Raw genomic sequence first — 14,101 nt, 5'->3', positions numbered from 1 at the left:
CATCGAGGAACGCTGACAGATGAAACACGGCAACGGCATCCGCTTCGCGACCACCGGCCCGGCCTTGCGCCGGGACGACCGCGTGCGTGAGCGTGCGGCCGCGGCGCTGTGCGTCGGCGCTCGCGCGTGCCTGCCGTCGCGATTTGCCGTTTCGCTCGCCACCGCATCGGTCGTGGGCGCAACGGCTGCGAGGCCCGCCGGCAACCACTCGCCGGCGGCTTCGGCCGCCACGTTCGCCCGCGCAATCGCTTCCGGTCGTGCCGCACGCAGCGTGCCGCACCCGCTCGCCAGGCACCGCCTTGCCCTCGTGCGGCGTCGCCCGTTTTCTTCTGTTCGCCTTACCTTGATGCAGGACCATTCGTCATGACGCAAACCGCTTTCCGTTCCCAGCTGCTGACCTTCAACGGCGACCCGGCGCAATCGAGCCAGGCCGCGAATTACGAGACCGATGGCCTCCTGATCGTCGACGACGGCAAGGTCGTCGCGGCCGGCCCGTACGCGCAGCTCGCCGCGACGCTCGCGCGCGACGCGATCGTCCATGACCTGCGCGACAAGCTGATCGTGCCCGGCTTCATCGACACGCACATCCACTATCCGCAGACCGACATGATCGCGTCGCCGGCGCCGGGCCTGCTGCCATGGCTGGACAAGTACACGTTCCCGACCGAGCGCCAGTTCGGCGATCCCGAGCATGCGCGCGAAGTCGCCGACTTCTTCGTCGACGAACTGCTCGCGTGCGGCACGACGAGCGCGCTCGTCTATTGCACGGTGCACAAGCAGTCGGCCGACGCGCTGTTCGCGGCGAGCGATGCGCGCGACCTGCGGATGATCGCGGGCAAGGTGCTGATGGACCGCAACTGCCCCGAATTCCTGCGCGATACCGCGCAATCGGGTTATGACGACAGTGCCGAGCTGATCGACCGCTGGCACGGCAAGGGCCGCCAGATGTACGCGCTCACGCCGCGCTTCGCGCCGACGTCGACCGAGGCGCAGCTCGAGGCGTGCAGCGAACTCGCGCGCCGCCATCCGGACGTGTTCGTGCAGAGCCACGTCGCGGAAAACGTCGACGAGGTGAAATGGGTGGCCGAGCTATTCCCCGGCCATCGCAGCTATCTCGACATCTACGACCGCTACGGGCTGCTGCGCCCGCGCGCGGTGTACGGCCACTGCATCCACCTCGACGACGAGGACCGCCGCCGGATGGCCGAGACGCGCACCGTCGTCGCGCACTGCCCGACGTCGAACTTCTTCCTCGGCAGCGGGCTGTTCGATTTCGACAAGGCCGGCGAATACGACGTGCCGGTCACGCTCGCGACCGACGTCGGCGGCGGCACGTCGTTCTCGATGCTGCAGACGATGAACGAAGCGCACAAGGTCGCGCGGTTGTCGGGCCACCACCTGACCGCGACGCGGATGTTCTGGCTCGCAACCGCCGGCGCCGCGCAGGCGCTCGACCTCGCCGACACGGTCGGCACGCTCGCCCCGCGCACCGAGGCCGACTTCGTCGTGCTCGATCCGCAGGCCACGCCGCTGCTCGCGCGCCGCACGAAGCGCGCGGATTCGCTCGAGGAACTGCTGTTCGCGTTCGCGCTGCTCGGCGACGACCGTGCGGTGTATCGCACCTATGCGGCCGGCCAACTCGTCCACGAGCGCGGCGCGGCACGCCGCCCTGCCGCGTAACGACCTGCCGGGGTTCGCCTCGGCACGCGCGGGCCTCCACCGCCGCGCGCGCCGGGCCGCGCGCCGCCGAAATTACCGTAGGCCAACCCCGCCCCGACCCCGGGGCGCTGCGCCCGCCAACCGCTTTCCCGCGCGCAACGCGCCGTGCTAGAATTCGCCGCTCATTGGGGAGTAGCCGCTCCGCTCGATGTCCCGCGCTCCCGGCGCGCATCGTGACGGAGGCGTCCGTCAACAGACTTGGCCGTACGGCCATGGCGGACGCAGCCACCTAGGCCTGGCGAGACCGATGGTTCACAGCGCGCCGCATCAGGGCCCGGCGCGCGGTGGATCGTCGCTCGCACGCACAACATCGGCCCGTGGAACCCCATCCGTGTCCCAAGCCTTCCTGATCTCCACCGGCGCCGTCGCCCTCGCTGAAATCGGCGACAAGACCCAACTGCTTTCCCTCGTACTGGCCGCGCGCTATCGCAAGCCGGTGCCGATCATTCTCGGCGTGCTCGTCGCGACGCTCGTAAACCACGGTTTCGCCGGCGCGCTCGGCGAGTGGCTCGGCGTGCTCGTCACGCCGTCGATCATGCGCTGGGCGCTCGCGTTCTCGTTCATCGCGATGGGGTTGTGGATCCTCGTGCCGGACAAGCTCGATGCCGACGAAGCCAATGCCAACCGCTCGCGGCTCGGCGTGTTCGGTGCGACCCTCGTCGCATTCTTCCTCGCGGAAATGGGCGACAAGACGCAGATCGCAACCGTCGCGCTGGCCGCGCGCTTCCAGGACTACATCGGTGTCGTGGCCGGCACGACGTTCGGGATGATGCTCGCGAACGTGCCCGCGATCCTGCTCGGCGACCGCTTCGCGCACCACCTGCCGACGAAGCTCGTACACGCGATCGCGGCCGTGCTGTTCGTCGTGCTCGGCGCGCTGGCGCTGCTGGGTATCGGGGTGTGACGGAAGGCATGGCCGGCGCGGCCGGACGGCCGCGCCGAGCGGGATCCCGCGTTACTTCGCGGCGGCAGCACCCGACGCGGGCGCGGCCGGCACCACGCGTTCGTTGGCAGCCGGCGCCGCCGGGCCGCCGCGCTTGTCGACCGGCAGCCGGACCGAACGAACCGCGCCGTTGGACAGCGGGAAGTCGGCGAGCGCACTGCGCGCGAGGAACGGCATCGCGTACAGCAGCGTGCCGTTGTCGCCGGTCGTGCGCGCGGACACGTTGTACACCTCCTTGCCCGTCGCGCGCTCGGTGATGCGGATGCCGAGCGTGTAGTCGAACACCTGGTACGTCTGCGCGACGTAGCCGGCCGGCATCGGCCCCCAGGGACCCCACGGGCCCCACGGCCCGCGCCGCCAGTACGGCCCCGGCGCGAACCACGGATCGTAATAGACCGGCTGCGGCACCGTCACGAGATCGCTGCCGACCGCATAGGTCAGCCCGACGAGGTACCGCGCCTGCGCCTGCGGCACCTGCCGGAACGCATACGTCGACAACTCGTTCGCGACGATCGGCTCGTAGGTCGACTGCTCGATGCTGTTCTTCTGCGCCTCGGTACGCGTGAACGCATAGGTGCGTGTCGCGTCGCTGCCGCTCCAGTCGGAGAAGGCCGTGACCTGGGTCGTCACATAGCTGGTGCAGCCGGTCAGCAGCGCCACGCACAGCACTGCCGCCCAGCCCGCCCCGCGTTGAATCCATTCGCGTTTCATGTTGATCCTCTTCGATCCGTCACCCGTTCGTCGCACCGCGCGAACCGTAACGGGATGCCGATAATACGCGGACTCCCGGAACCGGTAAAAAGTTCGCCCGGCACGCGGCCGCCAGCCTTTGTACAATGGCCCGGTTCGCCCGGCCCGTGCCACGGGCCCGTCCCCCACTCCACCGATCTCGACGACCATGTCCGACAACGCCTCCTCCACCGTGATCCGCCGCGCCGACTACACGCCGCCGGCCTTCCTCATCGATGCCGTCGCGCTCGAATTCGATCTCGCGCCGGCCCGTACGATCGTCAGGAATACGATGCGCGTGCGCCGCAATCCGGACGCCGCGCCCGCACCGCACCTGGAGCTGATGGGCGAAGCGCTCGAATTCGTCGGCGCCTGGCTGGACGGCGCGCCGCATGGCGCCGTGCGTGCGCACGAACACGGGCTGACGGTCGAGAACGTCCCCGATACGTTCGAGCTGACGCTCGAAAGTGCCTGCGCACCCGACCAGAATACGACGCTGTCGGGCCTCTATGTGTCGAGCGGCAACTTCTTCACGCAGTGCGAAGCTGAAGGCTTTCGCCGCATCACCTATTTCCTCGATCGCCCGGACGTGATGGCGTCGTACACGGTGACGCTGCGCGCCGACAAGGCCGCGTACCCGGTGCTGCTGTCGAACGGCAACCTCGTCGATTCGGGCGACCTGCCCGACGGGCGCCACTTCGCGAAATGGGAAGACCCGTTCCGCAAGCCGAGCTACCTGTTCGCACTGGTCGCGGGCAAGCTCGTCGCGATCGAGGAGAAGATCACGTCCGGCTCGGGCAAGGAGAAGCTGCTGCAGGTGTGGGTCGAGCCGGCCGATCTCGATAAGACGCGTCATGCGATGGATTCGCTGATCCACTCGATCCGCTGGGACGAGCGACGCTTCGGCCTCGAGCTCGATCTCGACCGCTTCATGATCGTCGCGGTGGGCGACTTCAACATGGGCGCAATGGAGAACAAGGGGCTCAACATCTTCAACACGAAGTACGTGCTGGCGAATCCCGAGACCGCGACCGACACCGACTTCGCGAACATCGAATCGGTGGTCGGCCACGAGTACTTCCACAACTGGACCGGCAACCGCGTGACCTGCCGCGACTGGTTCCAGCTGAGCCTGAAGGAAGGCCTGACGGTATTCCGCGACCAGGAGTTCTCGGCCGACATGGCCGCGGGCGACGACCTCGAATCGGCGGCCCGCGCGGTCAAGCGCATCGAGGACGTGCGCGTGCTGCGCCAGCTGCAGTTCGCCGAGGACGCGGGCCCGATGGCGCATCCGGTGCGCCCGGAGAGCTACGTCGAGATCAACAACTTCTACACGATGACGGTCTACGAGAAAGGCTCGGAAGTCGTGCGGATGTACCAGACGCTGTTCGGCCGCGACGGCTTCCGCAAGGGGATGGACCTGTACTTCAAGCGCCACGACGGGCACGCGGTGACCTGCGACGACTTCCGTCACGCGATGGCCGACGCGAACGGGCGCGACCTCGCGCAGTTCGAGCGTTGGTACAGCCAGGCCGGCACGCCGCGCGTGTCGGTGCGCACCGCGTACGACGCGGCCGCACGCCGCTACACGGTGACGCTCGCGCAGGGCTACGGCGACGCGTCGCCGGCCGCGCGAGAAACGCAGCAAGGGCCGCTGCTGATTCCGTTCGCGATCGGCCTGATCGGGCGCGACGGCCGCGACCTGCCGCTGCGTCTCGACGGCGAAGCCGCCGCCGCAGGCACGACGCGCGTGCTCGACTTCACCGACACCGAGCAGACTTTCACGTTCGTCGACGTGCCGGAACAGCCGCTGCCGTCGCTGCTGCGCAATTTCTCGTCGCCGGTGATCGTCGAATACGACTACAGCGACGATGACCTCGCGTTCCTGCTCGCGCACGACAGCGATCCGTTCAACCGCTGGGAGGCCGGCCAGCGCCTCGCGACACGCGCGCTGCTGACGCTCGCCGCGCGTGCGGCCGCGAACGAGCCGCTCACGCTCGGCGAGAACTTCGTCGCCGCATTCCGCCGCGTGCTGACCGATGAAAGCCTGTCGCCGGCGTTCCGCGAACTCGCGCTGACGCTGCCGTCGGAAACCTACCTCGCCGACCAGATGGCCGAAGCCGATCCGGCCGCCGTGCATCGCGCACGCCAGTTCGTGCGCCGCCAGCTCGCGACCGCGCTGCGCGCGGAATGGCTCGCCGCCTACGAGCAGCACCAGACGCCCGGCGCCTACGAACCGACGCCGGAGGCCTCGGGCCGCCGCGCGCTGAAGAACCTCGCGCTCGCGTATCTCGCCGAACTCGAGGATCCGGCCGATGCGGTGCGCCTCGCGAGCGCGCAATACGATGCGGCGAACAACATGACCGATCGCGCGGCCGCGCTCGGCGCGCTGCTGTCCGCCGCGGCCGCCGGCGCGACCGAACCGGCCGAGCACGCGCTCGACGATTTCTACCGCCGCTTCGAGAAGGAAGCGCTCGTGATCGACAAGTGGTTCGCGATGCAGGCCGCGCAACGCGGCACGCCCGCGCAGCCGACGCTCGCAAAGGTTCGCAAGCTGCTCGCGCATCCGGCGTTCAACCTGAAGAATCCGAACCGCGCGCGCTCGCTGATCTTCAGCTTCTGCGCGGCCAACCCCGCGCAATTCCACGCGGCGGACGGTTCGGGTTACGCGTTCTGGGCCGAACAGGTGCTCGCGCTCGACGCGATCAACCCGCAGGTCGCCGCACGCCTCGCGCGCTCGCTGGAACTGTGGCGCCGCTTCACGCCGGCGCTGCGCGACCGGATGCGCGAAGCGCTCGAGCAGGTCGCCGCCGGTGCGAAATCGCGTGACGTGCGCGAGATCGTCGAGAAGGCGCTCGCGTAACGCCATCGCCCGCATCGCGCCTGCGCGATACAGCCGGTGCCGCCCATCGCGGCACCGGCTTTTTTTGGTGTGAAGACTGCTGGAACCGCGCGCAATCGCAGGGGTCGACCGCGCCGCCTGCCGCTGGCGTCAAGCGCGTCCCGCCGGTTTCCACCACCGGAAAACCGGGCCGGGCCGCCCGCCCGGCCATGTAACCGGACGAAAAAAGCCGGTGGCACGGGAGGCGCGGCGGGTAAAATTGCGGCTATTCAAGGATTCTTTTGGCCTTCCGGAGTCTGTCATGTCCATTGCCCGCCGCACCACGCTGTCGAAGTTCCTGATCGAACAGCAACGTGAGACCAACAACCTCCCCGCCGACCTGCGCCTGCTGATCGAAGTCGTCGCACGCGCATGCAAGGCGATCAGCTACAACGTGTCGAAGGGTGCGCTCGGCGAAGCGCTCGGCACCGCCGGCAGCGAGAACGTCCAGGGCGAAGTGCAGAAGAAGCTCGACATCCTGTCGAACGAAATCCTGCTCGACGCGAACGAATGGGGCGGCAACCTCGCCGCGATGGCATCGGAAGAAATGGAAACGTTCTTCCCGATCCCGGCGAACTACCCGCGCGGCGAATACCTGCTCGTGTTCGATCCGCTCGACGGCTCGTCGAACATCGACGTGAACGTGTCGATCGGCACGATCTTCTCGGTGCTGCGCTGCCCGGACGGCAAGCAGGCGACCGAGGAATCGTTCCTGCAACCCGGCACGCAGCAGGTCGCGGCCGGCTACGCCGTGTACGGCCCGCAGACGGTGTTCGTGCTGACCACCGGCAACGGTGTGAACTGCTTCACGCTCGACCGCGAAGTCGGCTCGTGGGTGCTCACGCAGAGCAACATGCAGATCCCGGCCGACACGCGCGAGTACGCGATCAACGCATCGAACGCGCGCCACTGGTACGACCCGGTCAAGCGCTACGTCGACGAACTGAACGCCGGCAAGGACGGCCCGCGCGGCGACAACTTCAACATGCGCTGGATCGCGTCGATGGTGGCCGACGTGCACCGGATCCTGAACCGCGGCGGCATCTTCATGTACCCGGCCGACAAGCGCACGCCCGATCGTCCGGGCAAGCTGCGCCTGATGTACGAAGCGAACCCGATGTCGTTCATCGTCGAACAGGCGGGCGGCGCCGCGACGACCGGCACGCAGCGCATCATGGAAGTGCAGCCGACCGGCCTGCATCAGCGCGTCCCGGTGTTCCTCGGTTCGAAGAACGAAGTCGAGCGCGTGACGGGCTACCATCAAGAAAAGCAATAAATTTGCACTGCAGCACTAGACAGTGTCGCGCGACGTACGTAGAATCGCGGCTCTCGATGTGACCCCAACGGGTCGCATCGCAGTGAACCGAAGCGGGGAAGTTTGCCGAGTCGATGCGTTTCGCGAAACAGCAGCAGCAAGCTGAAAAAATTTCGCAAAACCTATTGCCAAGGTCTCAGATTTCACCTTATAATTTCGTTTCTCTGATGCCGGTGTAGCTCAGTTGGTAGAGCAGCGCATTCGTAATGCGAAGGTCGTAGGTTCGACTCCTATCTCCGGCACCAAGTTATAAAGGGCTGACAAGCGATGCTTGTCAGCCCTTTTCTCATTCCGGGCACCCAATCGTGCGCTGCCCTTCTTCTCTCCGCTTCCGCTCCGCCTGCGGGCTGCGGGCATCACCCGACTCCCGCGCCGCACGCAGCCGATTACAATCGCCGGACCACTCCGCCCTTTCCGAGCATCATGCGCACCTGGCGTCTCGAGCGACCGAACCTCACCGGGCAACTGGACGTATCACGTGCGACGCGCCTTGTTGCCGCGATCGGCGGCAACGAGCCCAACGCATTCGCAGCCGAAGTGCTGAAGCTGTTCGACGATGCGCTGTCGGTCACGCAATGCACGATCTTCGCGTACGAGTTCGGCAACCGTCCGCGCACGCTATCCGTCGCCGATCGTCGCGGCGGCCGCTACCTGCGCGACGTCGCCGACACCTACGCGCGACACTTCTACGCGCTCGACGGCAACCAGAAGATCGTGTCGAGCGCACCCCGCGGCACGCGCCGCCATGACCTGCTGCTGCACCAGCAGGCCGGCGACGAGATCGATCATGAAGCGTATCGAGCGGCCTGCTACCGCGGCCCCGACGTGTCCGACCGGCTGTCGTTGCTGATGCAGCCCGACGATGCGAGCTGGCTGTCGATCAATTTGTACCGCGCGCATCGCAGCGGCGCGTTCCAGCCGCGCGAGATCGCGGAGATCGAAGCGCTCGCGCCGCTGATCGCGCAGGCCGCGAAGCATCACTACGCGCTCGCCGGTGCCGCGCAGATCGGCATCCCGCAACGGATGCTCGCGCGGTTACGCAGCGCCTGTCCGGCGCTGTCCAAGCGTGAACTCGACGTGCTGCGCGGTGTGCTCGAAGGCCAGACCGCACAAGAGATCAGCGACACGATCGGCGTGAAGGCGTCGAGCGTCGTCACGTACCAGAAACGCGCGTACCGGCGCCTGGGCATCTCGAGCCAGCGCCAGTTGTTCGCGCTCTGCCTGCAGCCCTGAACCGAACGGGCTTGCGGTGACCGAATCGGGGTAAATCCCGGTCGGCTTGCTGTACCCGGAATGGGGACAGCGGACTTCCGTCCGGCTTCCATACTGCTTCGACTGCCTGCACGCGTTTGCCCCGGCGCGCGTGCACGTCGAACCGCCCTCCCCCGGAAGCCAACGATGAATATCGACTTCAAGCCCTACCCGTTCGTCGCCGAGCGCCATCCCGCGTATCTGCCGGCCTGCGACGACGGTATCGATACGCACCGGCATCGCGTAGCGATCGTCGGCGGTGGCCCCGTCGGCCTCGCCGTCGCGCTCGGCCTCGCGAACCATGGCATCCGCAGCGTGCTGCTCGAGGCCGACGATGCGGTCTGCCACGGCAGCCGCGCGATCTGCATCTCGCGGCGCAGCCTCGAAATCATCGAGCGGCTCGGCGCGCTCGACGACTTCCTGCGCACGGGGTTGCCGTGGACCGGCGGACGCAGCTTCTACCGTCGCGACGAAGTGCTGCATTTCACGATGCCGCAGGACGAAAACCAGAAGCTGCCGCCGATGATCAATCTCGCGCAATATCACATCGAGCAGTTCCTGCTCGACGCCGCGCTGCGCCGCCCAGAACTCATCGAGATCCGCTGGCAGACGAAAGTCACCGGCGTGGCCCGGCAACCGGGCGGTGCGCGCCTGGACGTCGACACACCGCTCGGCAGCTACGCACTCGACGCCGACTGGGTCGTCGCATGCGACGGCGGGCGCAGCACGATGCGCGAAGCGCTCGGCCTGTCGCTGCAGGGCACGAGCTACGAGGGCCGCTACGTGATCGTCGACATCGCGCTCGACAGCGACCGGCCGGCCGAACGGCTCGCGTACTTCGACCCGTCGTCGAACCCGGGCTCGACGGTACTCATCCACAAGCAGCCCGACAACGTGTGGCGAATCGACTACCAGTTGCGCGACGATGAGGATCCCGAAACGGCCATCAAGCCGGAGAACGTGATCCCGCGCGTGCAGAACCTGCTCGACACGATGGGCGAGCACGGCGACTGGTCGCCGATCTGGATCACGATCTACAAGGCGAATGCGCTGACGCTCGAACGCTATCGGCACGGCCGCGTGCTGTTCTGCGGCGACGCCGCGCATCTCGTGCCGATCTTCGGCGTGCGCGGCGCGAATTCGGGCATCGACGATGCCGACAACCTTGCATGGAAACTCGCGTACGTGACTCGCGGGCTCGCATCGGACACGCTGCTCGACAACTATTCGGACGAACGCGTGTTCGCGACGCACGAGAACCTGCGCTACGGCACGAAGAGCACCGAGTTCATGGCGCCGCCGTCGTTTGCGTTCGAACTGATGCGCAAGGCCGTGCTGTCGCTCGCGGTCCGGCATCCGGCGCTGCGCTCGCTGATCAATCCGCGCCAGACGACCGCCATCGCGTATGCGACGTCGTCGCTCAACGCAGCCGAACGCGACACGTTTTCAGCCGGCCCCGCGCCCGGCACGGTGCTCGTCGAATGTCCGCTGATGCTGTACACGGCGCACGGCAGCGACACACGCCGCGGCCACCTGACCGATCTCGTCGCCCCGCGCTTCACCGCGTTCTGCTTCACGTCCGACGGCGTGCCCGATCCGACGCTCGTCGATCTTGAACAGCGCCTGCACGCAGCGCGGATACCGTTCGCGCTCGTCACGCTCGCGCGGCATGCGGCGCCGCGGCAACCGGCCTGCGGCGGACACGACGACGGCCGGCTGTTCGACATGTACGGCGCGCGCGACGGCACCGTCTATCTCGTGCGTCCGGACGGTCACGTACTCGGCCGCTGGCACGACGCTCGCGCCGGCGACGTGGCCGCCGCGCTCGAACGCGCACTTCGACCGAGCGCATCAACCGATCCTCAGGAGACCGCATGATGACGGACACCGAACGCGACATGCTCTACACCGACCTGTGCCGCACGATGACGCGTATCGGCGAAGCCGATGCGTCGCTCTTTCTTGCCCGCTTCGCCCTGCTGTCGATAGAAGCGATCGGCGAGCCCGCGATCGTCGCACGGCTGATCGCCGACGCAGGCGACGGATTGCCCGACACGGGCATGCAGGCATCGATGCACGAACGATGACGCCGATGGCCAACCGATTTCACCGGCAGCCTTTCTTACAAATTCATTTCGTCACGCATTGCCCGTGCGCAAGCCATGCCCTATGTAGACAAATTCCCTGGAAAATCCGGTGAAGGATGCATAACATTACTTAACGATTCCGACCCGTCTATCGCGTTACATTGCGTGGGCGGCGCGGCGGGTCGCGATGCCGCCTTCATTCAGCTTGCGGCAGCGCAGCCCGACGTCCGGTCAATCGACACAACTCAAGGAGAGGACAACCATGGCTCATGGCTTGATTATGTGGCTCATCATCGGTGCGATCGCCGGCTGGCTTGCCGGCTTGCTCGTCAAGGGCGGCGGCTTCGGGCTGATCGTCGACATCATCGTGGGGATCGTCGGCGCAGTGATCGGCGGCTGGCTCGCCGGGATACTCGGCATCAGCGTCGGCAGCGGCTTCATCGGTTCGGTGATCGTCGCGGTCGTCGGCGCGGTGATCCTGCTGTTCGTGATCCGGCTATTCAAGCGAGCGGCCTGACGCTTCTCTCCACGCGCCTTCGGGCGCGTTTTCGCCTCAGGCCGGCGCGCGGCACGCTCGCCGCGCGCCGCCGGCCCGTTCAGTGCTTCGCGCGCTGCAACCAGCCGTCGGGTATGTCGGCCGCCAGCAGTCCACTGCGCGCTACGCGTGCATCATCGCGCCCGATCCATAGGGTGCGCGGCATCTCCCCTCACCATCCCGCATCGAGCGCCGCGCGCAAACGCTCGGGCATCGGCTGACGACAGCAACGCGCACCACAGCGCACCGCCTGCCGCGAGCGATCTCACAGCGTCCATTTCAGTTCTCCATAGAAAGTACGGCCCGGATACGGGTGGAACACGTAATAGCGGCGGTCCGTCAGGTTGTCGATGCCGAGCGACGCAGTCCAGTGACGGTCGAAGCGGTAGCGCGCCTTCAGGTCGACGACCGTGAACGAGCTCGTGCCGCCGTAGACGTCCGGGTTCACGTCGCTGTTGTCGAGCGTGTTGAACTGACGGCCCGAGTAGCGTACGCCGACGCTCGCGAGCCAGTGCTCGTCGAAGCGATACGACGCGAGAAGGTTCGCACGCATGCGCGGAATCCGCGGAAAACGCGAGCCGACATACGCGGGATTCGCGGCGTCGGCGAGGATCTGCGCGTTGCTCGCCGACACGTTCGCGTCGATCGCGAGGCCCTTCAAACCGACGTTCTCGCCGCTGAATGCGAGTTCGACGCCGCGCACGCGCACGCGATCGACGTTCGAGACGTTGGTCACCGTCGTCGCGCCCGACACCGTCGTCTGGCTGTAGATCGAATCGCGCAGGTCGCTCTGGAACACGCTGGCACGCACGACGCCGACACCCACGTCGCGCTCGGCCGTGAAGTCCCAGTCGATCGCCTTTTCCGGCCGCAGGTTCGGGTTGTTGTTGACGATCGCGTTGTTCGAGATCGTGCCCTGGAACAGTTCGCCGACCGTCGGGAAACGCGTGCCGGTCGCGAACGACAGCCTGAAGCGCCAGACGTCGGTCGCATCCCATTGCAACGCGACCTTCGGCGACAGCGCATTCGCGCCGCGGTCCGCATAGCCGAGCGTGCCCGTTGCATTGCCGAGCGCTCCGCCGTACGCATCCCAGCGCTCGTAGCGCAGCCCCAGCGTCGCGAGCCAGCCCGGCGCGAAACGCCACGCGTCCTGCCCGAACAGCGCCTGCGTGCGCGTGTCGCCGCGATAGACGCTCGACAGCGACGTGGTCGGCCCGGCCAGCCAGTCGGCCGTGTTGTACGTGACGTTGCGCAGGAAGTAGTTGTCGTAGTGATAGCCGAACGTGAACGTGTGGCCCCTCGCTTCCGGCGCCTCGGCCTTCAGGTCGAGCGTGCGCCAGCCGGTGCCGTCGCCCTGAAACAGCGTGCCTGCACCGCCCTGCACGGTCGACGCCGAGCGTTGCACGTCGCGCGACACGTCGAACGCGGACACGACGCCCGACAGCCGCCAGCCGGAATCGAGCCGGCCATTCAGGCCGAGCGCATACAGCCAGTTCTCCTGGTCGCCGCGCTGCGGCGCGAACGCGTTCGGCGCGACGGTCATGTTCCGGCCGCCGATCGACACGTTGCCGCCATAGACCGGGCCGCCTGCCGCATCGCGCAGGAAGGTTTCGCCGTGCTGCCGGTAATGGTTCTCCCAATGCCCGAGCGTGAGCGTCGCATCGACGTGGTCGGTGAACGCATAGCCCATCCGCACCGTCTCGTTGAGCTGCTCGGTCCGCTCGATCGTCTGCGCGCCGACGATCGTCCGCGGCTTGCCATTGGGCCCGATGTCGGTCGCGGCGCCCGTCACGGGCTCGGCCGCGCCGAGCTTCGGGTTGTATGCCGAATTGGGGCTCGCATACTGCATCGGCTGCCCGTTGTTCTCGAGCCGGTCGAGCGACAGCGCGAACCAGAACCGGCCGACCCGGTTCGCGATCCGCGCGGTCTGGTGATTGCCGCCGAAGCTGTCCGCGAATCCGTAGCCGTCGTGGTAGCGCTGCGTGAAGAACTGCGTCGACAGCGACGCCTCGAGCTTTTCCGGGCGGCGCGTCGTGAGCAGCACGGTCGAGCCGATCGAGTTACCGGGATACAGCGCTGAAAAGGGACCATAGAGCACGTCGACGCGCGCGATATCGTCCGGCGGAATCAGCGACCAGCGCGGCGGATACGCGTAGCTCGACCCGAGCAGGTTCGACAGCAGTACGCCGTCGGCGTAGACGAGCCCGCGCGCGCTCTGCAGTTCGTTGAAGTCGCGACCGGCGAACACGCTGTTGCGGTCGCCGATATAGCGCTTGCGGACCATCAGGTTCGGCGCGTACTTCAGCGCGTCCTCGGTGGTGACGTTGGTGTGGGACTCGATCTGCTCGCGCGTGATCGACGTGACGACGGCCGGTGTATCCGGATCGACCGATTGCCGCTGCGCTGTCACGCTGACGGCGGTCAGCGTCTCGCCGGCCGCCGGCGGCGCGATTGCGACGGCCGAAGCGGGAGCGGCGGCATCGGCGGCACGCTCGACGCCACCGCGCGTGGTTGCGCTGCGTGCAGCGTCGGTCGAGGCCGCATGGGCGGCGGGCCACGCGAAAGCGGCCGCGCATGCGAGCGCGAGCCGACCGCGCGACGGCCGCGCGGCGAAGGGAGAGGACATGAGTGAATTCCTGAA

At 67.3% G+C, this 14,101-nt stretch carries 11 protein-coding genes, 1 tRNA gene, 1 pseudogene and 1 riboswitch; of the genes and pseudogenes, 10 read left to right on the top strand and 3 right to left on the bottom strand.

The annotated features are described in order from the left end of the window. Positions 1-19 precede the first annotated feature (19 nt). The 3 genes from CFB47_RS05160 to CFB47_RS05145 all read left to right on the top strand — a co-directional run bounded on the left by CFB47_RS05160 (position 20) and on the right by CFB47_RS05145 (position 2,623). Positions 20-367, top strand: coding sequence for a hypothetical protein (locus CFB47_RS05160; protein ID WP_089460573.1), 348 nt, complete (start codon positions 20-22; stop codon positions 365-367). Then, a complete protein-coding gene (gene guaD, locus CFB47_RS05155) occupies positions 364-1,680 on the top strand; it encodes a guanine deaminase (RefSeq protein ID WP_089460572.1) in 1,317 nt (438 codons plus the stop codon). The genes CFB47_RS05160 and guaD overlap by 4 nt, the downstream gene beginning before the upstream one ends. A gap of 154 nt (positions 1,681-1,834) precedes the next feature. Continuing rightward, positions 1,835-1,972: riboswitch (yybP-ykoY riboswitch) on the top strand. Between the two features lie 78 nt (positions 1,973-2,050). Then, a complete protein-coding gene (locus tag CFB47_RS05145) occupies positions 2,051-2,623 on the top strand; it encodes a TMEM165/GDT1 family protein (RefSeq protein ID WP_089460571.1) in 573 nt (190 codons plus the stop codon). Positions 2,624-2,674: 51 nt separating this feature from the next. Here CFB47_RS05145 and CFB47_RS05140 read toward each other — a convergent pair whose 3' ends face one another. After that, the gene (locus CFB47_RS05140) at positions 2,675-3,373 is read right to left on the bottom strand and encodes a DUF4136 domain-containing protein (RefSeq protein ID WP_089424759.1); all 699 of its coding nucleotides are present in this window, start codon (positions 3,371-3,373) and stop codon (positions 2,675-2,677) included. Between the two features lie 187 nt (positions 3,374-3,560). On the opposite strand from CFB47_RS05140, the gene pepN reads away from it, so the two are divergent. From pepN to CFB47_RS05105, 7 genes are all read left to right on the top strand, one after another. Beyond that, entirely contained in the window at positions 3,561-6,254 is a 2,694-nt protein-coding gene (gene pepN / locus CFB47_RS05135; protein ID WP_089460570.1) for an aminopeptidase N, read from the top strand. Between the two features lie 280 nt (positions 6,255-6,534). After that, positions 6,535-7,548: a class 1 fructose-bisphosphatase gene (locus CFB47_RS05130; RefSeq protein WP_089439471.1), complete on the top strand. Its 1,014-nt coding sequence runs from the start codon at positions 6,535-6,537 to the stop codon at positions 7,546-7,548. A 208-nt stretch (positions 7,549-7,756) separates the two neighbouring features. Continuing rightward, positions 7,757-7,832 (top strand) — tRNA-Thr (locus CFB47_RS05125). 178 nt (positions 7,833-8,010) lie between these two features. Then, on the top strand, positions 8,011-8,820 hold the full coding sequence (locus tag CFB47_RS05120) for a LuxR C-terminal-related transcriptional regulator (protein WP_089460569.1): 810 nt from the start codon (positions 8,011-8,013) through the stop codon (positions 8,818-8,820). Positions 8,821-8,985: 165 nt separating this feature from the next. After that, the gene (locus CFB47_RS05115; RefSeq protein ID WP_089460568.1) at positions 8,986-10,716 is read left to right on the top strand and encodes an FAD-dependent oxidoreductase; all 1,731 of its coding nucleotides are present in this window, start codon (positions 8,986-8,988) and stop codon (positions 10,714-10,716) included. Beyond that, complete coding sequence (locus CFB47_RS05110; protein WP_089439468.1) at positions 10,713-10,925, top strand: hypothetical protein; 213 nt, start codon at positions 10,713-10,715, stop codon at positions 10,923-10,925. The genes CFB47_RS05115 and CFB47_RS05110 overlap by 4 nt, the downstream gene beginning before the upstream one ends. 262 nt (positions 10,926-11,187) lie before the next feature. Further along, positions 11,188-11,442: a GlsB/YeaQ/YmgE family stress response membrane protein gene (locus tag CFB47_RS05105; protein ID WP_089439467.1), complete on the top strand. Its 255-nt coding sequence runs from the start codon at positions 11,188-11,190 to the stop codon at positions 11,440-11,442. 79 nt (positions 11,443-11,521) lie between these two features. On the opposite strand, the pseudogene CFB47_RS41640 reads toward CFB47_RS05105, so the two are convergent. Both CFB47_RS41640 and CFB47_RS05095 read right to left on the bottom strand, forming a co-directional pair. Next, positions 11,522-11,680: pseudogene (locus tag CFB47_RS41640) on the bottom strand (TlpA family protein disulfide reductase); the annotation flags it as partial. 45 nt (positions 11,681-11,725) lie between these two features. Next, positions 11,726-14,086: a TonB-dependent receptor gene (locus CFB47_RS05095; RefSeq protein ID WP_089460567.1), complete on the bottom strand. Its 2,361-nt coding sequence runs from the start codon at positions 14,084-14,086 to the stop codon at positions 11,726-11,728. Between the last annotated feature and the right edge of the window lie 15 nt (positions 14,087-14,101).

Origin of the sequence: Burkholderia sp. AU27893 (assembly GCF_002223205.1) — a bacterium.
In the GTDB taxonomy this organism is placed as follows: domain Bacteria; phylum Pseudomonadota; class Gammaproteobacteria; order Burkholderiales; family Burkholderiaceae; genus Burkholderia.
The sequence above is the reverse complement of the archived record's forward strand: the minus strand, read 5'-3'. Positions and strand labels throughout refer to the sequence as shown.

Excerpts from the sequence above, each read along its gene's own strand:
- CFB47_RS05140 (WP_089424759.1), bottom strand. The coding sequence starts at position 3,373 with ATGAAACGCGAATGGATTCAACGCGGGGCGGGCTGGGCGGCAGTGCTG.
- CFB47_RS05105 (WP_089439467.1), top strand. The coding sequence starts at position 11,188 with ATGGCTCATGGCTTGATTATGTGGCTCATCATCGGTGCGATCGCCGGC.
- CFB47_RS05160 (WP_089460573.1), top strand. The coding sequence starts at position 20 with ATGAAACACGGCAACGGCATCCGCTTCGCGACCACCGGCCCGGCCTTG.
- CFB47_RS05110 (WP_089439468.1), top strand. The coding sequence starts at position 10,713 with ATGATGACGGACACCGAACGCGACATGCTCTACACCGACCTGTGCCGC.
- CFB47_RS05115 (WP_089460568.1), top strand. The coding sequence starts at position 8,986 with ATGAATATCGACTTCAAGCCCTACCCGTTCGTCGCCGAGCGCCATCCC.
- CFB47_RS05130 (WP_089439471.1), top strand. The coding sequence starts at position 6,535 with ATGTCCATTGCCCGCCGCACCACGCTGTCGAAGTTCCTGATCGAACAG.
- pepN (WP_089460570.1), top strand. The coding sequence starts at position 3,561 with ATGTCCGACAACGCCTCCTCCACCGTGATCCGCCGCGCCGACTACACG.
- CFB47_RS05120 (WP_089460569.1), top strand. The coding sequence starts at position 8,011 with ATGCGCACCTGGCGTCTCGAGCGACCGAACCTCACCGGGCAACTGGAC.
- CFB47_RS05095 (WP_089460567.1), bottom strand. The coding sequence starts at position 14,086 with ATGTCCTCTCCCTTCGCCGCGCGGCCGTCGCGCGGTCGGCTCGCGCTC.
- guaD (WP_089460572.1), top strand. The coding sequence starts at position 364 with ATGACGCAAACCGCTTTCCGTTCCCAGCTGCTGACCTTCAACGGCGAC.